The sequence below is a fragment of the Spiroplasma endosymbiont of Zeiraphera isertana genome (assembly GCF_964030805.1).
Taxonomy (GTDB): Bacteria; Bacillota_I; Bacilli_A; order Mycoplasmatales; family VBWQ01; genus Spiroplasma_E.
Map to the genome: position 1 here is coordinate 1,309,178 of NZ_OZ034965.1, position 20,162 is coordinate 1,329,339.

Consider the following 20,162-nt stretch of genomic DNA (forward strand, 5'->3'; position numbering starts at 1 on the left):
TTACCTGAAAAAAGTAATTTTAGTTTTTTTTAATTCTTTCAATTGGAGTTTCAGTAGCATCAATAGCTAAAAAATTATTATTAGTACCTTTATTTTTTGTTAAATCTTTTTTTCCAGGTAAATTAAAAATTCCGCTTTTTATTAAAATATTTTCAATTCAAAAAATATTACGAATGCAACTAGTATGACTAATATTATATCTTTTTGCAATAACTCTATAACTACTATAGTCTTTTCAATATTCTAAAGTCATTAATAAACGCTCTTCAATTACAATTTTATTTTTTCTACCACCATAATATTTTTGTTTAGACTCAGCAATTTTTAAAATTTCAAGCATTTTATAAAATGTTTGTGGCTTTATGCCGACTAAACTATAAAATTCTTGATCATCTTTATATTTTTTCAACATAATAACTATCACCTTTAATATTAATAATAATCGTTAAATTGTTAAAATTAAAGGTTTTGCACCAAGTCTACTATGGCTTCGGGTCTTTTTTCTAATAAAAATGTAAGATTGAATTCTAATTGTTTATCATTTGAAATTATTTCATATCAAGATGATAACATAGAAAGTGTTAATCATGAATATAATCAAATGGAGAAAATAATCAAAGATAATACAGGAAGTATTAACAGAGATATTAAATCATTTAATGCTATCTTAAAGCCATATATTGATAATGTTTTTAAGAATAGAAAAGACATTTTGTTAAAAAGACAAAAAGCTTTTACTGGACTTAAAATACCCCTAAAACAAAATAAAAATATGTCAGAGACTTTTTCAATACCTATTTCCAAACCTAGAAAAAGAATAAAAATTCCTAAAGTAATAACTAAAAATAACATTAATGAATCAACGCCGATAATAGATAATGGTCTTTATGAAGAAATACTTAAAATTATTAATGATTGTTTTAATTTTCACAAAAAATCTTGATATTACTTTTAATTTAAAATTAAAAGTAATATTTTTATATCAGGGGTGATTTTTTGTGACTAATAATGAATTAATTGATGTTTTAAAAAACAAAAAAGATGAAGAATTTATAAAAATTATTAGACATTTTAAAAATAGAATTAAACAAATTGAGAAAAAAGAAAAATTAGATGCAATTGATAAAAAATTTAAAGAAAAAGGAATTCAATGTCCAAATTGTAAATCTTATTGATGTGTAAAAAATGGTTTTAAGAATAATAAGCAAAAATATTTATGCAAAGATTGTAAAAGTAGCTTTGATGCTTTAAGAAATCATTTTTTACATTGAAGTCATTTATCTCATGAACAATGAGATTGAATAATTTGATTGTCATTGTTAGGTCAATCTGCTTATACTATTTCTCAATTTGCTAAAATTTCAAAAACATCAGCATGATTTAATCGTCAAAAATTTATGAAATCATCACAATTAGCAAAAACACAAAAACCATTCACAAAATTAAAAGGTAGAATTGAAATTGATGAAACTTTTATCAAAGAAATTCATAAAGGAAATTTCAAAAATCCAGATGATCCAAGAAAAAAATGAATTAGACTTGGTGCAAAACTAAGGTAATTCAAAATTATATATTCCTGCTATTAAATTAAATCTTAATGCAAATCTTCGTATTTTATTGCGATATTTTAAACTTAAAATTTTAAAACGTTTTAGTTTAGCAAATACGTGTTCAATTTTAATTCTAATTTTACTTAAAGTTTTATTAGACTTGGTGCAAAACCTTTAATTTTAACAATTTAACGATTATTATTAATATTAAAGGTGATAGTTATTATGTTGAAAAAATATAAAGATGATCAAGAATTTTATAGTTTAGTCGGCATAAAGCCACAAACATTTTATAAAATGCTTGAAATTTTAAAAATTGCTGAGTCTAAACAAAAATATTATGGTGGTAGAAAAAATAAAATTGTAATTGAAGAGCGTTTGTTAATGACTTTAGAATATTGAAAAGACTATAGTAGTTATAGAGTTATTGCAAAAAGATATAATATTAGTCATACTAGTTGCATTCGTAATATTTTTTGAATTGAAAATATTTTAATAAAAAGCGGAATTTTTAATTTACCTGGAAAAAAAGATTTAACAAAAAATAAAGGTACTAATAATAATTTGTTAGCTATTGATGCTACTGAAACTCCAATTGAAAGAATTAAAAAAAACTAAAATTACTTTTTTCAGGTAAAAAGAAACATCATTCTCTCAAATCCCAAATAATTATTGATATTTCCAATGGAAAAATGATTTCAACTGCTTTTTGTTTTGGAAGCATTCATGATTTTAAATTGCTTCTAAAATCTAAAACTTTTATTCATCCAGAAAAACAAGTTTTTGTTGATTCAGTTTATCAAGGTATACAAAATATTCATAAAAATACATTTTTGCCATTTAAAAAAAGTAAATACAATCAATTAACACCAATTCAAAAAGAATACAATAAAACTTTAAGTAAAATTAGAATTAAAATTGAACACGTATTTGCTAAACTAAAACGTTTTAAAATTTTAAGTTTAAAATATCGCAATAAAATACGAAGATTTGCATTAAGATTTAATTTAATAGCAGGAATATATAATTTTGAATTACCTTAGTTTTGCACCAAGTCTATTGTATTCTTTTTGAATTGGTGTTAATTGATTGTATTTACTTTTTTTAAATGGCAAAAATGTATTTTTATGAATATTTTGTATACCTTGATAAACTGAATCAACAAAAACTTGTTTTTCTGGATGAATAAAAGTTTTAGATTTTAGAAGCAATTTAAAATCATGAATGCTTCCAAAACAAAAAGCAGTTGAAATAATTTTTCCATTGGAAATATCAATAATTATTTGGGATTTGAGAGAATGATGTTTCTTTTTACCTGAAAAAAGTAATTTTAGTTTTTTTTAAGGCTTTTATCCCTTTATGTACTATTTTTAAATTTTATCACATAAATGGAGATAAAAGCCTACCTAGGAAATTATCCCTGCATGTATTTAAATCAAACACAAAATTACAGTTTCAAAACTAGGTATGTTATTGAATTTATATGCTGATTCTTTTGCATATAAATGAATATTGTGCTTTGAAACTCTTATGTGTGTTTGGAAAGTTCGTCAGATGTGCTTTCATGATGATTCAATCTGGTTTGTGTTTACACCCGTTGGTGACACATACCCAACTTCATGATTTACGATTTCATGTTTGGGATAGAAGTTTTTGAAACTTACATATCCCTTCCAAGAATCCGTAAATAGACAGCACTCAGTAAAAATGTGTTTCAATGCAAATCTTAAAAGGTTTTTTTCATCTGCATTTTTCAGCACCTTCACAATTAGTTTGTTGCTGGTTTTCTCATAAACTCCAACAATCAAAGTTTTATTCAACAAGGATCTTCCTTGTTTTTTAAAACCTAAATGTGAAATATACATTTCATCCATCTGTGCTGTGCCATCAACAATGAAACCTGCATCTTGATTTCCAATTCTAGTCCTGATTTCATGACACATTCTTCAAGCTGTTTTTATAGGTCACACCCAATTCCCTTGCAACATCGGTTGCTGGTATGCCATGCTTTGTGTTTATTCATCTAAAGATGAGATAAAACCAAGATGTCATTTGGGTCTGTGACTTATAAAAAATGGTTCCATAAAGAATACTAAATGTTTGGTTACAGTTCAAACATCGTATTCTTCTCAAATCAGAAGTATTCAAACTAGAAGAAGCACATCTGATGCATTTCATTATTTTCAACTTCGCTATATATTTCAAACAATCGTTTTCAGTTTGAAATATGCTATTGAATTCATTTCAATTCATTTTTTCCTCCACACTAGTACATGTGGGGATAATTTCCTTTTTTAATTCTTTCAATTGGAGTTTCAGTAGCATCAATAGCTAACAAATTATTATTAGTACCTTTATTTTTTGTTAAATCTTTTTTTTCCAGGTAAATTAAAAATTCCACTTTTTATTAAAATATTTTCAATTCAAAAAATATTACGAATGCAACTAGTATGACTAATATTATATCTTTTTGCAATAACTCTATAACTACTATAGTCTTTTCAATATTCTAAAGTCATTAATAAACGCTCTTCAATTACAATTTTATTTTTTCTACCACCATAATATTTTTGTTTAGACTCAGCAATTTTTAAAATTTCAAGCATTTTATAAAATGTTTGTGGCTTTATGCCGACTAAACTATAAAATTATTGATCATCTTTATATTTTTTCAACATAATAACTATCACCTTTAATATTAATAATAATCGTTAAATTTTTAAAATTAAAGGTTTTGCACCAAGTCTAATTAAGAAAAGAACGGAATTAGCGCAATGTATAAGTATCTGAGTATTGAATCAATAATAGCAATAAAAGAATATAAAAATTATGGATTTTCGATTCGTAAAATAGCAAAAATTGTTGATTATAGTAAATCAACTGTACATAGAGTTTGTAGATTATTAAATAAAAACTTATTGCCATTAGAAATATTGAATCAATTTCAAAAAAATAAACAAAATGCAGGCAGAAAATTAATAATTTTAACTTTAACAGAAATTAATAGTATTAATCATTTGTTAATTACTAAAAAGTATGCTCTTGATATAATTGCTAACTTTTTAAAGGAAAATAAAATAAAAAGTATTTCAACAAAAACTTTATATAACACGTTTAAAACAAATCGAATGGGTTTTGATGAAAATAACTTATTGAGAAAAGGCAAAAATAAATCTCACAAACAAAAAGAAACTAGGGGCAAAATTAATAATTGTAAGTCTATTCATGAAAGAAATTTAATCATTCCTAATATTAAAAATATACAAGAATTTGGTCATTTAGCAGGTGATACTATCATTGGCAAAGATCATAAAAGTTCTATTATTACTTTGGCTGATATATGATCAAAAACCACAATTCCTTTAGTAACTAAAAATCATAAATCAGAAAATATTACGAAAAGTATAATAAAATTTATTTCAAAGTTACAAAAAGGAACAGTTAAAACCATTACTTTTGATCGTGGTAAAGAATTTAGTAAATGAAGATTAATCGAAAAAATTTGTAATGTCAAAATTTATTTTGCAGATCCTGGTAAACCTTGCCAAAGGGGTTTAAATGAAAATAATAATGGTATTTTAAGAAGATATTTACCAAAATCTACAGATCTATCTTCATATAAACAAAAAGATTTAAATTTTATAGCATTTCAAATTAATTCTACACCCAGAAAATCGCTCTCTTATAAAAGACCAATAGATTTAATACAATTATTTTAAAAAACTGTCCCATTTATATTTACAACTCAGGAAATAAAAAAAATTATTTTAGGTTTAATTGGAGTTTTATTATCTTCTGCTGTTGCTGGTTTAATTAGACTTGGTGCAAAACCTTTAATTTTAACAATTTAACGATTATTATTAATATTAAAGGTGATAGTTATTATGTTGAAAAAATATAAAAATGATCAAGAATTTTATAGTTTAGTCGGCATAAAGCCACAAACATTTTATAAAATGCTTGAAATTTTAAAAATTGCTGAGTCTAAACAAAATATTATGGTGGTAGAAAAAATAAAATTGTAATTGAAGAGCGTTTATTAATGACTTTAGAATATTGAAAAGACTATAGTAGTTGTAGAGTTATTGCAAAAAGATATAATATTAGTCATACTAGTTGCATTCGTAATATTTTTTGAATTGAAAATATTTTAATAAAAAGCGGAATTTTTAATTTACCTGGAAAAAAAGATTTAACAAAAAATAAAGGTACTAATAATAATTTGTTAGCTATTGATGATACTGAAACTCCAATTGAAAGAATTAAAAAAAACTAAAATTACTTTTTTCAGGTAAAAAGAAACATCATTCTCTCAAATCCCAAATAATTATTGATATTTCCAATGGAAAAATTATTTCAACTGCTTTTTGTTTTGGAAGCATTCATGATTTTAAATTGCTTCTAAAATCTAAAACTTTTATTCATCCAGAAAAACAAGTTTTTGTTGATTCAGGTTATCAAGGTATACAAAATATTCATAAAAATACATTTTTGCCATTTAAAAAAAGTAAATACAATCAATTAACACCAATTCAAAAAGAATACAATAAAACTTTAAGTAAAATTATAATTAAAATTGAACACGTATTTGCTAAACTAAAACGTTTTAAAATTTTAAGTTTAAAATATCGCAATAAAATACGAAGATTTGCATTAAGATTTAATTTAATAGCAGGAATATATAATTTTGAATTACCTTAGTTTTTCACCAAGTCTAATTAATTCATTTTCTTCAACAGAACGATTATCTTTGGTTTTAAAACTACCTGAATTAGTAAATTGTTTAATTCAATTATAAGTAGCTGCCCTTGTAACGTTATATTCTTTAGCAAGACAAGACACTGACTTACCACTTTGATATAAAGCTACTATTTGTTTTTTAAATTCATCTGAATATGAGTTAATATTGGCCATAATTATAGTTCCTTTCTTTTAACTAATTTGTTCACTTGTCTACGTAATTAGTGTCCAATAAAGTGTAACCCATCCAATAGTTTCGATTTGTGTTCCTATTTCCTTAGTTAATATTTCAGTTACAGAGACTTCATTTATATCAGATATAATATTATTTTTTAATTTGTCATTAACTACAACTTTTGAAGGTTTATCTTTAACATCAATATCATTAGAAAATTTTATTGTTAATCCACCATGTCTTTGTTTATCATTTCCATTTTTATTTTTAAAAGTAGCGTTTGGTTGATTTAAAATATCTTCAATGGATTTATTTTCTAATAGAAAATTATATGTTTGTAGTCTAGTTTTGTCTGTCATTTTACAGTACTGGTTTACATTAATTTTATGTTCAAATTTTATCATAAAATGGGCAATTGCTGTATTTCAATTTTGAATGGGCATTGTTCATTTTTTTGTTATATTTTCGATTGCTAAGTAAAATATTTTAAAAACCGCCATATCGTATAGGAAAAACTTTTTTATTTCTTATAACTTTTCGTAATTGACTATTAACAGATTCAATAGCATTTGTGGTATAAATCACTCTTTTGATTTCTGCAGGATAACTAATAAAAACCATTAAATTATCTCAATTTTTATATCAGGATTTAGTAATTTGAGGATATTTTTTATTTCATTTATTTTCAAACAATTCTAAAGCTTGCGTTGCTTTTTCTTCACTACATGCACTATAAATTGGTTTTAAATCTGCAACTAGTGCTTTTCGATGTTTGTATGAAACATATTTTAAACTATTTCTAATTTGATGAACTATGCATAATTGATGTTCGGTTTTAGGATAAACTGATTGTATTGCTTCTGACATGCCTGTTAAATTATCGCTACAAGCAATAAGAATATCATTTAAGCCTCGATTTTTCATTTTTGTTAAATTTGCTAATCAAAATTTAGCACCTTCATTTTCACTAATTCATAAACCCAAAACATCTTTTTTACCTTCTAAATCAACTCCTAGTGCTATATAAATCGATTTGTTAATAATCCGTTTATCTTGTCGTACTTTAACTACTATACAATCAAAATAAACAATCGGATAAATACTTTCTAATGGTCGATTTTGCCATGCTTTAACATCATCTATCACATCATCAGTAATTTCACTAATATCAGCACCATGATATAACTCTTGCAATTGCGTTCTAATATCTGATAATGTCATTCCTTTGGCATATCAAAGAAAGAACTTGTTGATCAAAACCATCAAATCTTCTCTGTCTTTTTGCAACTATTACAGGATTAAAATTACTATTGCGATCTCGTGGTACATCGATCTCAATTTTACCTTGTTGAGTTATTAATTTTTTTGAACTTATACCATTACGAACATTATCACTATTACTATGTTGATTTTTTTCATATCCTAAATAATTTTGCATTTCAGAATTCAACATTTTTTCTACTAATCTTTTAGTTAATTCTTTTAATTTTCACAAAAAATCTTGATATTACTTTTAATTTAAAATTAAAAGTAATATTTTTATATCAGGGGTGATTTTTTGTGACTAATAATGAATTAATTGATGTTTTAAAAAACAAAAAAGATGAAGAATTTATAAAAATTATTAGACATTTTAAAAATAGAATTAAACAAATTGAGAAAAAAGAAAAATTAGATGCAATTGATAAAAAATTTAAAGAAAAAGGAATTCAATGTCCAAATTGTAAATCTTATTGATGTGTAAAAAATGGTTTTAAGAATAATAAGCAAAAATATTTATGCAAAGATTGTAAAAGTAGCTTTGATGCTTTAAGAAATCATTTTTTACATTGAAGTCATTTATCTCATGAACAATGAGATTGAATAATTTGATTGTCATTGTTAGGTCAATCTGCTTATACTATTTCTCAATTTGCTAAAATTTCAAAAACATCAGCATGATTTAATCGTCAAAAATTTATGAAATCATCACAATTAGCAAAAACACAAAAACCATTCACAAAATTAAAAGGTAGAATTGAAATTGATGAAACTTTTATCAAAGAAATTCATAAAGGAAATTTCAAAAATCCAGATGATCCAAGAAAAAAATGAATTGAAGAAAATGCTAAAGATTTAAACTGTTGTATTGAAATGGCAATTGATGAAAATAAAAATATTTATGCTCAAACAACAAATACTAAAAGATTAACAAAAAAATGAGTACAAGAAAATTTAACATCTAAGCTTATCGAAGAAAAATCAATTATAGTTTGTGATATGCAAATACTATATGATACAGTAGCTAAACAAACAAAATGTACTCTCAAGAAATTTAAATCAAAAGAAAATAAAGAATTAAATTATAAAAATTTAAGTAATATCAGTAAAATACAATCAAGTTTAAAAGAATTTATTACTCATTATCATGGCATTGGATTTACCAATATTCAAAATTACCTCAATTTATGAAAATTTAAATACCAACATTATAAAATATCACCTTATGCAAAATCTGAAGCATTATATTTCAGTTTGTAAAAAAAATAAATCCCAAAATTAAATAAAATCAAATTTTAGGCCAGGTTGATGATTTTTTTTATTTCATCAAGAGTTTTTTTGAAAATTAAAAGTTAATTCTTTATATAGACCTACTTCTTTAAACATTGTTGTTAAATCTTCAATATTTTCTAGTAATAAATCTACTGCTTTTGATATTGGATCATTATTATTAAGATTATCTTTTTTAGCCATCTGTAACTAACTCTTTCTAGTCACTTAATTATATTTACTAGAATTAATTAAACACAGTTATTTTTGTAAGTTACACAGATTAATAAACATTACCCAATTTTGGTTAAAACTTAACTAATTGTAAAATACACAAAATTTGATAACATATAACTGTTATCCAATATATAAGTTTTAACCCATTACTTTATTTTTAAAAGTAAATGGGTTTTAATTTTTAAAAGGAGACATTAAAATGACAGACAAAACAAAATCTCAAACATATAATTTTCTATCAGAAAATAAATCCATAGAAGATATTAAAAAACAAACAAACATTGAAGTTATAGAAAAAAGTAGACATGGTGGATCAACATTTAAAATAACTGAAAAAATTACTGCTAATGATAAACAACTTAATGATGACCTATCCGAAAATATTGATGAAAATTTCGAAATAGTTGCTACTAATTTAACAGATAACGAAAAAGAACCAAAAACAAATAACGATATATTATCAAAATTGAAAAATTTATTACCGACTTCAATTTTAAATACAAAAGAAATATCAAAATTACAAACAACAATTCAAGAACAAGCAAAAGACATTCAGAAACTTAAAAAACAAATTGAAGAATTAAAAAAAACAAAAGAAAGTGATATTAATTTAACAAAATATACATATAATTCTGTAACAATTTATGATGAAAAAAAAAGAAAAAAAACGGGAATTGAAAAAATTTACGAAGAAATTTTACCAATTAAAGATGAAATAATTTTTGTAACTACTCTTGTACATATTAATAATTCTATTACCGAAGAAGTGATTGATTTTCAAGAACTTACAAACGGTAATATTGAAGTCATGAAACAATTGAAAAAATATGAAAATATCAATAAATATAAAGATGATCTTCTCTTAATTGAACCAAATTCAAATCCAGAAAAAAATATTAAAATTGAACCTGTATCAATTAAAAAATTTTTAAGTGAACAAGAAAAAATATCAAACTGAAAAATATCAAAATCAGAATTAATAATATTTATTTCTCTTTCATTATTAAGTATTACACTTTTAGCAATACCTGTTGCTGTACCAGCATTAGTCCCTATTATATCAACAATATTATGAGAAAAAACTTTAGTATCAATAGTAGGTATTGGTATTGCTTGAATTGTTAATAAAGTAATATGAACTATTGCAACAGAAAAAACAAAAAAAGTTGAAGTATGAATTAAACAAAAATTTTATTCATTAATTCGTAAAATACCATTTGTAAACAAAAGAAATCTTGGTAAAACTAAAGAAGAACTAGAAATTAAAAAAAATGTTGAAAAAAATATAGAAAATTTAACTAGTAATAAGTTAGAAACAAAATTAAAAACTCAATATGATATTTTAAAACAAGAATTAGATAATAGAAAAGATAAAAAACTAGACGAAATAATAAGTAATGAAACAATAAATCATAACTCAAATAGTATTTTAGAAAATTCAATTATTAAATCAAAAAATAATCATAATTTTGATTCATCTATACGAAATACAATAAATCAGCAAGAGCAACTGCCTTCAACAAGTTCAAATCATAACTGAAATAAAGTAAAATGCTTATTAACATAAGCAATAAGTAATAAATTTAATTAAATATTAAAGTCTTAATCACTATTTTTTAAAATAGTGATTATTCATTATTTATTACACATTTTTTGTTTGAAAAATATATAATTCTTCTTGGATATTTTAAGGATAGAAAAAAATATTCAAAAATATTGAAGAGAGGAATTTTACAATATGGAAAAATGAAGTCAAGCAAATAAAGATAAACGTGCAAAAGACGCTGAAAGAATAAACAAAGCATTAGGAGAAAAAAACGAACGTGAAAGACGAGAAAGAGTTGCTAATGCTCTTGGATTTGAACAAGATAAAACAAAAGTAAACAGTGAAGCTTCAACAAGTAAAAGTCAAAGTTTTAGTAGTAAATCACAAAAAATGTAAAAAAATATATAAAGAGGTTGTAATTACAACCTCTTTATATTTTTAAAATTTATTTTAAAAATATTATTTCATTAGACTTGGTGCAAAACCTTTAATTTTAACAATTTAACGATTATTATTAATATTAAAGGTGATAGTTATTATGTTGAAAAAATATAAAGATGATCAAGAATTTTATAGTTTAGTCGGCATAAAGCCACAAACATTTTATAAAATGCTTGAAATTTTAAAAATTGCTGAGTCTAAACAAAAATATTATGGTGGTAGAAAAAATAAAATTGTAATTGAAGAGCGTTTATTAATGACTTGAGAATATTGAAAAGACTATAGTAGTTGTAGAGTTATTGCAAAAAGATATAATATTAGTCATACTGGTTGCATTCGTAATATTTTTTGAATTGAAAATATTTTAATAAAAAGCGGAATTTTTAATTTACCTGGAAAAAAAGATTTAACAAAAAATAAAGGTACTAATAATAATTTGTTAGCTATTGATGCTACTGAAACTCCAATTGAAAGAATTAAAAAAAACTAAAATTACTTTTTTCAGGTAAAAAGAAACATCATTCTCTCAAATCCCAAATAATTATTGATATTTCCAATGGAAAAATTATTTCAACTGCTTTTTGTTTTGGAAGCATTCATGATTTTAAATTGCTTCTAAAATCTAAAAATTTTATTCATCCAGAGTTATCAAGGTATACAAAATATTCATAAAAATACATTTTTGCCATTTAAAAAAAGTAAATACAATCAATTAACACCAATTCAAAAAGAATACAATAAAACTTTAAGTAAAATTAGAATTAAAATTGAACACGTATTTGCTAAACTAAAACGTTTTAAAATTTTAAGTTTAAAATATCGCAATAAAATACGAAGATTTGCATTAAGATTTAATTTAATAGCAGGAATATATAATTTTGAATTACCTTAGTTTTGCACCAAGTCTATTATATAAAAATATTTAACAAATAAATTTATCCATGATTACGGGTTTTTAATTTAGAATTTTTGAATAACTAAATCTTATTTTTAAGTTGTTCAATTTCTTTCTCTAGTTTTTGAATTTTTGTTTCTAATTTTATTTTTTGGTTTAAATTAATTTCATATCCAAGATTTTCTTTAATTTCCATTTCTTGAATTTTAGTAAATAAAGTAATACTTTTATCTAATTGTATGGGATTATTAAATAGACTTGGTGCAAAACCTTTAATTTTAACAATTTAACGATTATTATTAATATTAAAGGTGATAGTTATTATGTTGAAAAAATATAAAGATGATCAAGAATTTTATAGTTTAGTCGGCATAAAGCCACAAACATTTTATAAAATGCTTGAAATTTTAAAAATTGCTGAGTCTAAACAAAAATATTATGGTGGTAGAAAAAATAAAATTGTAATTGAAGAGCGTTTATTAATGACTTTAGAATATTGAAAAGACTATAGTAGTTGTAGAGTTATTGCAAAAAGATATAATATTTGTCATACTAGTTGCATTCGTAATATTTTTTGAATTGAAAATATTTTAATAAAAAGCGGAATTTTTAATTTACCTGAAAAAAAAGATTTAACAAAAAATAAAGGTACTAATAATAATTTGTTAGCTATTGATGCTACTGAAACTCCAATTGAAAGAATTAAAAAAAACTAAAATTACTTTTTTCAGGTAAAAAGAAACATCATTCTCTCAAATCCCAAATAATTATTGATATTTCCAATGGAAAAATTATTTCAACTGCTTTTTGTTTTGGAAGCATTCATGATTTTAAATTGCTTCTAAAATCTAAAACTTTTATTCATCCAGAAAAACAAGTTTTTGTTGATTCAGGTTATCAAGGTATACAAAATATTCATAAAAATACATTTTTGCCATTTAAAAAAAGTAAATACAATCAATTAACACCAATTCAAAAAGAATACAATAAAACTTTAAGTAAAATTAGAATTAAAATTGAACACGTATTTGCTAAACTAAAACGTTTTAAAATTTTAAGTTTAAAATATCGCAATAAAATACGAAGATTTGCATTAAGATTTAATTTAATAGCAGGAATATATAATTTTGAATTACCTTAGTTTTGCACCGAGTCTATTAAGTGATATTTTTAATAAATTTAAATTATTATGTAAAGAATTAAATATTGTGATTACACATGAAGATATATTAACAATTGATAGAAAAATAAATTATTTAGATACAAAAGAAGTAGAAATCACTTATTTTAAAAGATATACAATTATTGATTTAGATAATGATAAAGAAAGTAAATATTTTGATATACTTGCTTGTGCTAAAAATACAGATATAGCAAAAGCAAAAGGTAGTGCAGAAACTTATTTTAATTTTCAAAAAAACTCTTGATGAAATAAAAAAAATCATCAACCTGGCCTAAAATTTGATTTTATTTAATTTTGGGATTTATTTTTTTACAAACTGAAATATAATGCTTCAGATTTTGCATAAGGTGATATTTTATAATGTTGGTATTTAAATTTTCATAAATTGAGGTAATTTTGAATATTGGTAAATCCAATGCCATGATAATGAGTAATAAATTCTTTTAAACTTGATTGTATTTTACTGATATTACTTAAATTTTTATAATTTAATTCTTTATTTTCTTTTGATTTAAATTTCTTGAGAGTACATTTTGTTTGTTTAGCTACTGTATCATATAGTATTTGCATATCACAAACTATAATTGATTTTTCTTCGATAAGCTTAGATGTTAAATTTTCTTGTACTCATTTTTTTGTTAATCTTTTAGTATTTGTTGTTTGAGCATAAATATTTTTATTTTCATCAATTGCCATTTCAATACAACAGTTTAAATCTTTAGCATTTTCTTCAATTCATTTTTTTCTTGGATCATCTGGATTTTTGAAATTTCCTTTATGAATTTCTTTGATAAAAGTTTCATCAATTTCAATTCTACCTTTTAATTTTGTGAATGGTTTTTGTGTTTTTGCTAATTGTGATGATTTCATAAATTTTTGACGATTAAATCATGCTGATGTTTTTGAAATTTTAGCAAATTGAGAAATAGTATAAGCAGATTGACCTAACAATGACAATCAAATTATTCAATCTCATTGTTCATGAGATAAATGACTTCAATGTAAAAAATGATTTCTTAAAGCATCAAAGCTACTTTTACAATCTTTGCATAAATATTTTTGCTTATTATTCTTAAAACCATTTTTTACACATCAATAAGATTTACAATTCGGACATTGAATTCCTTTTTCTTTAAATTTTTTATCAATTGCATCTAATTTTTCTTTTTTCTCAATTTGTTTAATTCTATTTTTAAAATGTCTAATAATTTTTATAAATTCTTCATCTTTTTTGTTTTTTAAAACATCAATTAATTCATTATTAGTCACAAAAAATCACCCCTGATATAAAAATATTACTTTTAATTTAAAATTAAAAGTAATATCAAGATTTTTTGTGAAAATTAAAAGAAACTTATGCTTATAGATATTTTTTAATGAATTTAATTTTATTAAGTGAAGATGAACTTGACCCAGATAATTATAATGTTAATTTAATTCAAAATAATAAGCAACAAAATAATTATATAGACTTGGTGCAAAACTAAGGTAATTCAAAATTATATATTCCTGCTATTAAATTAAATCTTAATGCAAATCTTCGTATTTTATTGTGATATTTTAAACTTAAAATTTTAAAACGTTTTAGTTTAGCAAATACGTGTTCAATTTTAATTCTAATTTTGCTTAAAGTTTTATTGTATTCTTTTTGAATTGGTGTTAATTGATTGTATTTACTTTTTTTAAATGGCAAAAATGTATTTTTATGAATATTTTGTATAACTTGATAACCTGAATCAACAAAAACTTGTTTTTCTGGATGGATAAAAGTTTTAGATTTTAGAAGCAATTTAAAATCATGAATGCTTCCAAAACAAAAAGCAGTTGAAATAATTTTTCCATTGGAAATATCAATAATTATTTGGGATTTGAGAGAATGATGTTTCTTTTTACCTGAAAAAAGTAATTTTAGTTTTTTTTAATTCTTTCAATTGGAGTTTCAGTAGCATCAATAGCTAACAAATTATTATTAGTACCTTTATTTTTTGTTAAATCTTTTTTTCCAGGTAAATTAAAAATTCCGCTTTTTATTAAAATATTTTCAATTCAAAAAATATTACGAATGCAACTAGTATGACTAATATTATATCTTTTTGCAATAACTCTATAACTACTATAGTCTTTTCAATATTCTAAAGTCATTAATAAACGCTCTTCAATTACAATTTTATTTTTTCTACCACCATAATATTTTTGTTTATACTCAGCAATTTTTAAAATTTCAAACATTTTATAAAATGTTTGTGGATTTATGCCGACTAAACTATAAAATTCTTGATCATCTTTATATTTTTTCAACATAATAACTATCACCTTTAATATTAATAATAATCGTTAAATTGTTAAAATTAAAGGTTTTGCACCAAGTCTTATTAATAATAATGTAAAAATACAAAATGAAAAATGATAACCAACTGAAAAACAATTAGATTATTTTGAAAAATATATGATTACAAATACAGTTTTATTTGATGAATGTATAAGAGAAGATATGGAAAAATTAAATCCAAGTAATAATAAAGATTTTTTAATATTAATGGGTGAAAATTATTTAAAAGTATTATTTGATAAATTTAAAGAAATTCGTGAAAGATTTAAAAATTTAAAAAATAATAATAAAAATGAGTATAGAAATTATGAATAAATGTAAATATTGTGATAAAAGAATTTGATTAACAAATTATTGATGTATGAATTGTTTAGAAATATTAGTTATGAATTTAAATAAAAATAAGGAGAATAAATAATGGGATATTGAACAAAGTATAAATGTGTTTTTTGTGGAGAAATAATGATTGGTGATGAAGAAAATATTGAACATGCAAGAGAACATCGAAAAGGTATTAGATAATGAAAAAAATTATAGATGTTGAATCAACAATTGCTGATGTGCGTAAAGACAGTATTAGCAGAGATTTAGAATTTTTATATTTAATAAAAGAAAGAATTAATAATGAAGATTTTGATTATGAATAAATGTAGTATTGAACATTGCAATAATAGTAGACTTGGTGCAAAACTAAGGTAATTCAAAATTATATATTCCTGCTATTAAATTAAATCTTAATGCAAATCTTCGTATTTTATTGCGATATTTTAAACTTAAAATTTTAAAACGTTTTAGTTTAGCAAATACGTGTTCAATTTTAATTCTAATTTTACTTAAAGTTTTATTGTATTCTTTTTGAATTGGTGTTAATTGATTGTATTTACTTTTTTTAAATGGCAAAAATTTATTTTTATGAATATTTTGTATACCTTGATAACCCGAATCAACAAAAACTTGTTTTTCTGGATGAATAAAAGTTTTAGATTTTAGAAGCAATTTAAAATCATGAATGCTTCCAAAACAAAAAGCAGTTGAAATAATTTTTCCATTGGAAATATCAATAATTATTTGGGATTTGAGAGAATGATGTTTCTTTTTACCTGAAAAAAGTAATTTTAGTTTTTTTTAATTCTTTCAATTGGAGTTTCAGTAGCATCAATAGCTAACAAATTATTATTAGTACCTTTATTTTTTGTTAAATCTTTTTTTCCAGGTAAATTAAAAATTCCGCTTTTTATTAAAATATTTTCAATTCAAAAAATATTACGAATGCAACTAGTATGACTAATATTATATCTTTTTGCAATAACTCTATAACTACTATAGTCTTTTCAATATTATAAAGTCATTAATAAACGCCCTTCAATTACAATTTTATTTTTTCTACCACCATAATATTTTTGTTTAGACTCAGCAATTTTTAAAATTTCAAGCATTTTATAAAATGTTTGTGGCTTTATGCCGACTAAACTATAAAATTCTTGATCATCTTTATATTTTTTCAACATAATAACTATCACCTTTAATATTAATAATAATCGTTAAATTGTTAAAATTAAAGGTTTTGCACCAAGTCTAGTTTAGAAAATCACCCAATTGTGTTTGATGAATGTGCACTAGAAATATTAAAAGAAATTAGGTTATAATTTATGAATAATTATTTACTTTCAATTGACCCAAGTATTAAAAATACTGGATTTACTTTATGAGAAAATAAAAAAACAATATGAATAAATAGTTATAATTTTAAAAATTATAATTATGATTGAGAAAAAATACAAATACAAATAAGTTATTTAATAGATATGAATAAATATGATTTATTAATGGAACGTGGTACTTTTCATTCAAAAAATGGTATTGGTTATGAAACACAAGAACATTTAAGAGGTTTTATTGCTGGACAATTTAATAAATTATTAACAAAAAATATGTTAATAAGTCCTTCTTCATGAAAGAAATGATATATAAATAATTTTAAAAATAATTATAATTTACCTAAAAAACAAGAATTTATTTGAATAAAAAATACTTCAATACAATTAGCAAATGAATTAATAATTAATCAAGGTTGAAATATAACAGTATCAAATCATGATGAAGCAGATAGTTTATTAATTGGTTGATATTATTTAAATAAGGAAAATAAATAATGAAAATAGAATTTGAAATGGATATTTTTACAAAAAATGCAATTATTGAATCATCTAAAAATTTAAAAAAATTAAAACAATTAAATATATCAATTAATTTATGTAATTGTAAAAAGGAAGATAATTAATGCAAAAACAAGAAAAAGTATTACTTAAATGTATTGTTAAAGATTGTAATAGTCATGTATTAGTTACTTTAAAAACTTTAGATATAGAAAATAGTACAGAACAATTTTTTAATACCTGAGTTGTAAATATAAATGGGACAGTTTTTTAAAATAATTGTATTAAATCTATTGGTCTTTTATAAGAGAGCGATTTTTTTTTAATTTTCAAAAAAACTCTTGATTAAATAAAAAAAATCATCAACCTGGCCTAAAATTTTATTTTATTTAATTTTGGGATTTATTTTTTTTACAAACTGAAATATAATGCTTCAGATTTTGCATAAGGTGATATTTTATAATGTTGGTATTTAAATTTTCATAAATTGAGGTAATTTTGAATATTGGTAAATCCAATGCCATGATAATGAGTAATAAATTCTTTTAAACTTGATTGTATTTTACTGATATTACTTAAATTTTTATAATTTAATTCTTTATTTTCTTTTGATTTAAATTTCTTGAGAGTACATTTTGTTTGTTTAGCTACTGTATCATATAGTATTTGCATATCACAAACTATAATTGATTTTTCTTCGATAAGCTTAGATGTTAAATTTTCTTGTACTCATTTTTTTGTTAATCTTTTAGTATTTGTTGTTTGAGCATAAATATTTTTATTTTCATCAATTGCCATTTCAATACAACAGTTTAAATCTTTAGCATTTTCTTCAATTCATTGTTTTATTGGATCATCTGGATTTTTGAAATTTCCTTTATGAATTTCTTTGATAAAAGTTTCATCAATTTCAATTCTACCTTTTAATTTTGTGAATGGTTTTTGTGTTTTTGCTAATTGTGATGATTTCATAAATTTTTGACGATTAAATCATGCTGATGTTTTTGAAATTTTAGCAAATTGAGAAATAGTATAAGCAGATTGACCTAACAATGACAATCAAATTATTCAATCTCATTGTTCATGAGATAAATGACTTCAATGTAAAAAATGATTTCTTAAAGCATCAAAGCTACTTTTACAATCTTTGCATAAATATTTTTGCTTATTATTCTTAAAACCATTTTTTACACATCAATAAGATTTACAATTTGGACATTGAATTCCTTTTTCTTTAAATTTTTTATCAATTGCATCTAATTTTTCTTTTTTCTCAATTTGTTTAATTCTATTTTTAAAATGTCTAATAATTTTTATAAATTCTTCATCTTTTTTGTTTTTTAAAACATCAATTAATTCATTATTAGTCACAAAAAATCACCCCTGATATAAAAATATTACTTTTAATTTTAAATTAAAAGTAATATCAAGATTTTTTGTGAAAATTAAAACGATTTTCTGGGTGTAGAATTAATTTGAAACGCTATAAAATTTAAATATTTTTTTATATGAGGATAGATCTGTAGATTTTGGTAAATATCTTCTTAAAATACCATTATTATTTTCATTTAAACCCCTTTGGCAAGGTTTACCGGGATCTGCAAAATAAATTTTGACATTACAAATTTTTTCGATTAATCTTCATTTACTAAATTCTTTACCACGATCAAAAGTAATGGTTTTAACTGTTCCTTTTTGTAACTTTGAAATAAATTTTATTATACTTTTCGTAATATTTTCTGATTTATGATTTTTAGTTACTAAAAGAATTGTGGTTTTTGATCATATATCAGCCAAAGTAATAATAGAACTTTTATGATCTTTGCCGATGATAGTATCACCTTCTAAATGACCAAATTCTTGTATATTTTTAATATTAGGAATGATTAAATTTCTTTCATGAATAGACTTACAATTATTAATTTTGCCCCTAGTTTCTTTTTGTTTGTGAGATTTATTTTTGCCTTTTCTCAATAAGTTATTTTCATCAAAACCCATTCGATTTGTTTTAAACATGTTATATAAAGTTTTTGTTGAAATACTTTTTATTTTATTTTCCTTTAAAAAGTTAGCAATTATATCAAGAGCATACTTTTTAGTCATTAACAAATGATTAATAATATTAATTTCTGTTAAAGTTAAAATTATTAATTTTCTGCCTGCGTTTTGTTTATTTTTTTGAAATTGATTCAATATTTCTAATGGCAATAAGTTTTTATTTAATAATCTACAAACTCTATGTACAGTTGATTTACTATAATCAACAATTTTTGCTATTTTACGAATCGAAAATCCATAATTTTTATATTCTTTTATTGCTATTATTGATTCAATACTCAGATACTTATACATTGCGCTAATTCCTTTCTTTTATTAATTAT

At 22.5% G+C, this 20,162-nt stretch carries 35 protein-coding genes and 3 pseudogenes; 21 read left to right on the plus strand and 17 right to left on the minus strand.

What is annotated here, in order from left to right; genetic code table 4:
* Window positions 1-19: 19 nt before the first annotated feature.
* Window positions 20-412 (minus strand): transposase family protein, encoded by a 393-nt coding sequence (locus AAHM78_RS09190; protein WP_342252937.1) that lies wholly within the window; start codon window positions 410-412, stop codon window positions 20-22.
* 72 nt (window positions 413-484) lie between these two features.
* Between AAHM78_RS09190 and AAHM78_RS09195 the strand changes: the two genes are divergently transcribed.
* Both AAHM78_RS09195 and AAHM78_RS09200 read left to right on the plus strand, forming a co-directional pair.
* The gene (locus tag AAHM78_RS09195; protein WP_342252938.1) at window positions 485-955 is read left to right on the plus strand and encodes a hypothetical protein; all 471 of its coding nucleotides are present in this window, start codon (window positions 485-487) and stop codon (window positions 953-955) included.
* A gap of 43 nt (window positions 956-998) precedes the next feature.
* Entirely contained in the window at window positions 999-1,559 is a 561-nt protein-coding gene (locus tag AAHM78_RS09200) for an IS1/IS1595 family N-terminal zinc-binding domain-containing protein (RefSeq protein ID WP_342252939.1), read from the plus strand.
* Here the strand turns inward: AAHM78_RS09200 and AAHM78_RS09205 are convergent.
* Window positions 1,551-1,700 (minus strand): annotated as a pseudogene (locus AAHM78_RS09205) (transposase); the annotation flags it as partial. The gene AAHM78_RS09200 and the pseudogene AAHM78_RS09205 sit on opposite strands and share 9 nt — an antisense overlap.
* 75 nt (window positions 1,701-1,775) lie before the next feature.
* Between AAHM78_RS09205 and AAHM78_RS09210 the strand changes: the two are divergent.
* Together AAHM78_RS09210 and AAHM78_RS09215 are read left to right on the plus strand one after the other, a co-directional pair.
* Window positions 1,776-2,168 carry a transposase family protein gene (locus tag AAHM78_RS09210; RefSeq protein ID WP_342252835.1) on the plus strand — a complete coding sequence of 131 codons (393 nt, stop codon included), beginning with the start codon at window positions 1,776-1,778 and terminating at the stop codon, window positions 2,166-2,168.
* Between the two features lie 59 nt (window positions 2,169-2,227).
* Window positions 2,228-2,593 (plus strand): transposase family protein, encoded by a 366-nt coding sequence (locus tag AAHM78_RS09215; protein ID WP_342255127.1) that lies wholly within the window; start codon window positions 2,228-2,230, stop codon window positions 2,591-2,593.
* Here AAHM78_RS09215 and AAHM78_RS09220 read toward each other — a convergent pair.
* The 5 genes from AAHM78_RS09220 to AAHM78_RS09240 form a co-directional block, all read right to left on the minus strand.
* Window positions 2,585-2,830 carry a hypothetical protein gene (locus AAHM78_RS09220; protein ID WP_342255128.1) on the minus strand — a complete coding sequence of 82 codons (246 nt, stop codon included), beginning with the start codon at window positions 2,828-2,830 and terminating at the stop codon, window positions 2,585-2,587. The two genes, AAHM78_RS09215 and AAHM78_RS09220, sit on opposite strands and share 9 nt — an antisense overlap.
* Window positions 2,831-2,980: 150 nt before the next feature.
* On the minus strand, window positions 2,981-3,520 hold the full coding sequence (locus AAHM78_RS09225; RefSeq protein ID WP_342252940.1) for an IS1595 family transposase: 540 nt from the start codon (window positions 3,518-3,520) through the stop codon (window positions 2,981-2,983).
* On the minus strand, window positions 3,471-3,698 hold the full coding sequence (locus AAHM78_RS09230; protein ID WP_342252941.1) for a hypothetical protein: 228 nt from the start codon (window positions 3,696-3,698) through the stop codon (window positions 3,471-3,473). Before AAHM78_RS09230 ends, AAHM78_RS09225 begins: the two co-directional genes overlap by 50 nt.
* A 118-nt stretch (window positions 3,699-3,816) precedes the next feature.
* Entirely contained in the window at window positions 3,817-3,951 is a 135-nt protein-coding gene (locus AAHM78_RS09235) for a hypothetical protein (protein ID WP_342252942.1), read from the minus strand.
* Window positions 3,905-4,156: a transposase family protein gene (locus tag AAHM78_RS09240; RefSeq protein WP_342252943.1), complete on the minus strand. Its 252-nt coding sequence runs from the start codon at window positions 4,154-4,156 to the stop codon at window positions 3,905-3,907. Before AAHM78_RS09240 ends, AAHM78_RS09235 begins: the two co-directional genes overlap by 47 nt.
* A gap of 168 nt (window positions 4,157-4,324) precedes the next feature.
* On the opposite strand from AAHM78_RS09240, the gene AAHM78_RS09245 reads away from it, so the two are divergent.
* From AAHM78_RS09245 to AAHM78_RS09260, 4 genes are all read left to right on the plus strand, one after another.
* On the plus strand, window positions 4,325-5,269 hold the full coding sequence (locus tag AAHM78_RS09245) for an IS30 family transposase (RefSeq protein WP_342252944.1): 945 nt from the start codon (window positions 4,325-4,327) through the stop codon (window positions 5,267-5,269).
* 165 nt (window positions 5,270-5,434) lie between these two features.
* The gene (locus tag AAHM78_RS09250; RefSeq protein ID WP_342252902.1) at window positions 5,435-5,575 is read left to right on the plus strand and encodes a hypothetical protein; all 141 of its coding nucleotides are present in this window, start codon (window positions 5,435-5,437) and stop codon (window positions 5,573-5,575) included.
* Window positions 5,576-5,592: 17 nt separating this feature from the next.
* A complete protein-coding gene (locus AAHM78_RS09255) occupies window positions 5,593-5,826 on the plus strand; it encodes a transposase family protein (protein ID WP_342252945.1) in 234 nt (77 codons plus the stop codon).
* 59 nt (window positions 5,827-5,885) lie between these two features.
* The gene (locus AAHM78_RS09260) at window positions 5,886-6,251 is read left to right on the plus strand and encodes a transposase family protein (RefSeq protein ID WP_342255122.1); all 366 of its coding nucleotides are present in this window, start codon (window positions 5,886-5,888) and stop codon (window positions 6,249-6,251) included.
* Here AAHM78_RS09260 and AAHM78_RS09265 read toward each other — a convergent pair.
* Window positions 6,243-6,464 (minus strand): transposase, encoded by a 222-nt coding sequence (locus AAHM78_RS09265; protein WP_342252946.1) that lies wholly within the window; start codon window positions 6,462-6,464, stop codon window positions 6,243-6,245. The two genes, AAHM78_RS09260 and AAHM78_RS09265, sit on opposite strands and share 9 nt — an antisense overlap.
* A gap of 378 nt (window positions 6,465-6,842) precedes the next feature.
* Window positions 6,843-7,960: pseudogene (locus AAHM78_RS09275) on the minus strand (IS256 family transposase); the annotation flags it as partial.
* A 65-nt stretch (window positions 7,961-8,025) separates the two neighbouring features.
* Between AAHM78_RS09275 and AAHM78_RS09285 the strand changes: the two are divergent.
* Window positions 8,026-8,985: an IS1595 family transposase gene (locus AAHM78_RS09285; protein ID WP_342252847.1), complete on the plus strand. Its 960-nt coding sequence runs from the start codon at window positions 8,026-8,028 to the stop codon at window positions 8,983-8,985.
* Window positions 8,986-9,003: 18 nt separating this feature from the next.
* Here AAHM78_RS09285 and AAHM78_RS09290 read toward each other — a convergent pair whose 3' ends face one another.
* Window positions 9,004-9,198, minus strand: a complete 195-nt coding sequence (locus tag AAHM78_RS09290; RefSeq protein WP_342252950.1) for a hypothetical protein — start codon at window positions 9,196-9,198, stop codon at window positions 9,004-9,006.
* A 232-nt stretch (window positions 9,199-9,430) separates the two neighbouring features.
* Between AAHM78_RS09290 and AAHM78_RS09295 the strand changes: the two genes are divergently transcribed.
* The 7 genes from AAHM78_RS09295 (at window position 9,431) to AAHM78_RS09325 (ending at window position 13,588) form a co-directional block, all read left to right on the plus strand.
* On the plus strand, window positions 9,431-10,798 hold the full coding sequence (locus AAHM78_RS09295; protein ID WP_342252951.1) for a hypothetical protein: 1,368 nt from the start codon (window positions 9,431-9,433) through the stop codon (window positions 10,796-10,798).
* A gap of 171 nt (window positions 10,799-10,969) precedes the next feature.
* The gene (locus AAHM78_RS09300; RefSeq protein WP_342252952.1) at window positions 10,970-11,173 is read left to right on the plus strand and encodes a hypothetical protein; all 204 of its coding nucleotides are present in this window, start codon (window positions 10,970-10,972) and stop codon (window positions 11,171-11,173) included.
* Between the two features lie 142 nt (window positions 11,174-11,315).
* Complete coding sequence (locus AAHM78_RS09305; RefSeq protein WP_342252953.1) at window positions 11,316-11,708, plus strand: transposase family protein; 393 nt, start codon at window positions 11,316-11,318, stop codon at window positions 11,706-11,708.
* A 192-nt stretch (window positions 11,709-11,900) separates the two neighbouring features.
* Entirely contained in the window at window positions 11,901-12,110 is a 210-nt protein-coding gene (locus AAHM78_RS09310; protein ID WP_342252825.1) for a transposase family protein, read from the plus strand.
* Window positions 12,111-12,436: 326 nt separating this feature from the next.
* On the plus strand, window positions 12,437-12,829 hold the full coding sequence (locus AAHM78_RS09315; protein ID WP_342252954.1) for a transposase family protein: 393 nt from the start codon (window positions 12,437-12,439) through the stop codon (window positions 12,827-12,829).
* Between the two features lie 59 nt (window positions 12,830-12,888).
* Complete coding sequence (locus AAHM78_RS09320) at window positions 12,889-13,254, plus strand: transposase family protein (RefSeq protein WP_342254958.1); 366 nt, start codon at window positions 12,889-12,891, stop codon at window positions 13,252-13,254.
* Window positions 13,241-13,588 carry a hypothetical protein gene (locus tag AAHM78_RS09325; RefSeq protein ID WP_342252955.1) on the plus strand — a complete coding sequence of 116 codons (348 nt, stop codon included), beginning with the start codon at window positions 13,241-13,243 and terminating at the stop codon, window positions 13,586-13,588. Before AAHM78_RS09320 ends, AAHM78_RS09325 begins: the two co-directional genes overlap by 14 nt.
* A 17-nt stretch (window positions 13,589-13,605) precedes the next feature.
* Here the strand turns inward: AAHM78_RS09325 and AAHM78_RS09330 are convergent, their stop codons facing one another.
* Window positions 13,606-14,565: an IS1595 family transposase gene (locus tag AAHM78_RS09330; RefSeq protein ID WP_342252847.1), complete on the minus strand. Its 960-nt coding sequence runs from the start codon at window positions 14,563-14,565 to the stop codon at window positions 13,606-13,608.
* Window positions 14,566-14,630: 65 nt separating this feature from the next.
* Here AAHM78_RS09330 and AAHM78_RS09335 point away from each other — a divergent pair, with 65 nt between their 5' ends.
* Window positions 14,631-14,783 carry a hypothetical protein gene (locus AAHM78_RS09335; protein ID WP_342252956.1) on the plus strand — a complete coding sequence of 51 codons (153 nt, stop codon included), beginning with the start codon at window positions 14,631-14,633 and terminating at the stop codon, window positions 14,781-14,783.
* Here AAHM78_RS09335 and AAHM78_RS09340 read toward each other — a convergent pair.
* A complete protein-coding gene (locus AAHM78_RS09340) occupies window positions 14,780-15,154 on the minus strand; it encodes a transposase family protein (RefSeq protein WP_342255129.1) in 375 nt (124 codons plus the stop codon). The two genes, AAHM78_RS09335 and AAHM78_RS09340, sit on opposite strands and share 4 nt — an antisense overlap.
* Before the next feature lie 50 nt (window positions 15,155-15,204).
* Window positions 15,205-15,597: a transposase family protein gene (locus AAHM78_RS09345; RefSeq protein ID WP_342252957.1), complete on the minus strand. Its 393-nt coding sequence runs from the start codon at window positions 15,595-15,597 to the stop codon at window positions 15,205-15,207.
* Between the two features lie 190 nt (window positions 15,598-15,787).
* On the opposite strand from AAHM78_RS09345, the gene AAHM78_RS09350 reads away from it, so the two are divergent.
* Window positions 15,788-15,940, plus strand: a complete 153-nt coding sequence (locus AAHM78_RS09350) for a hypothetical protein (protein ID WP_342252958.1) — start codon at window positions 15,788-15,790, stop codon at window positions 15,938-15,940.
* Between the two features lie 206 nt (window positions 15,941-16,146).
* The gene (locus AAHM78_RS09355) at window positions 16,147-16,272 is read left to right on the plus strand and encodes a hypothetical protein (RefSeq protein WP_342252959.1); all 126 of its coding nucleotides are present in this window, start codon (window positions 16,147-16,149) and stop codon (window positions 16,270-16,272) included.
* A gap of 43 nt (window positions 16,273-16,315) precedes the next feature.
* On the opposite strand, the gene AAHM78_RS09360 is transcribed toward AAHM78_RS09355, so the two are convergent.
* A complete protein-coding gene (locus AAHM78_RS09360; protein WP_342255073.1) occupies window positions 16,316-16,690 on the minus strand; it encodes a transposase family protein in 375 nt (124 codons plus the stop codon).
* Between the two features lie 272 nt (window positions 16,691-16,962).
* Entirely contained in the window at window positions 16,963-17,133 is a 171-nt protein-coding gene (locus tag AAHM78_RS09365) for a hypothetical protein (protein ID WP_342252960.1), read from the minus strand.
* A 141-nt stretch (window positions 17,134-17,274) separates the two neighbouring features.
* On the opposite strand from AAHM78_RS09365, the gene AAHM78_RS09370 reads away from it, so the two are divergent.
* Both AAHM78_RS09370 and AAHM78_RS09375 read left to right on the plus strand, forming a co-directional pair.
* On the plus strand, window positions 17,275-17,778 hold the full coding sequence (locus AAHM78_RS09370) for a hypothetical protein (protein ID WP_342252961.1): 504 nt from the start codon (window positions 17,275-17,277) through the stop codon (window positions 17,776-17,778).
* Between the two features lie 127 nt (window positions 17,779-17,905).
* On the plus strand, window positions 17,906-18,055 hold the full coding sequence (locus AAHM78_RS09375; RefSeq protein WP_342252962.1) for a hypothetical protein: 150 nt from the start codon (window positions 17,906-17,908) through the stop codon (window positions 18,053-18,055).
* A gap of 137 nt (window positions 18,056-18,192) precedes the next feature.
* Here AAHM78_RS09375 and AAHM78_RS09380 read toward each other — a convergent pair whose 3' ends face one another.
* Window positions 18,193-19,152, minus strand: coding sequence for an IS1/IS1595 family N-terminal zinc-binding domain-containing protein (locus AAHM78_RS09380; protein WP_342252963.1), 960 nt, complete (start codon window positions 19,150-19,152; stop codon window positions 18,193-18,195).
* Window positions 19,153-19,226: 74 nt separating this feature from the next.
* Window positions 19,227-20,133, minus strand: a pseudogene (locus AAHM78_RS09385) (IS30 family transposase).
* Between the last annotated feature and the right edge of the window lie 29 nt (window positions 20,134-20,162).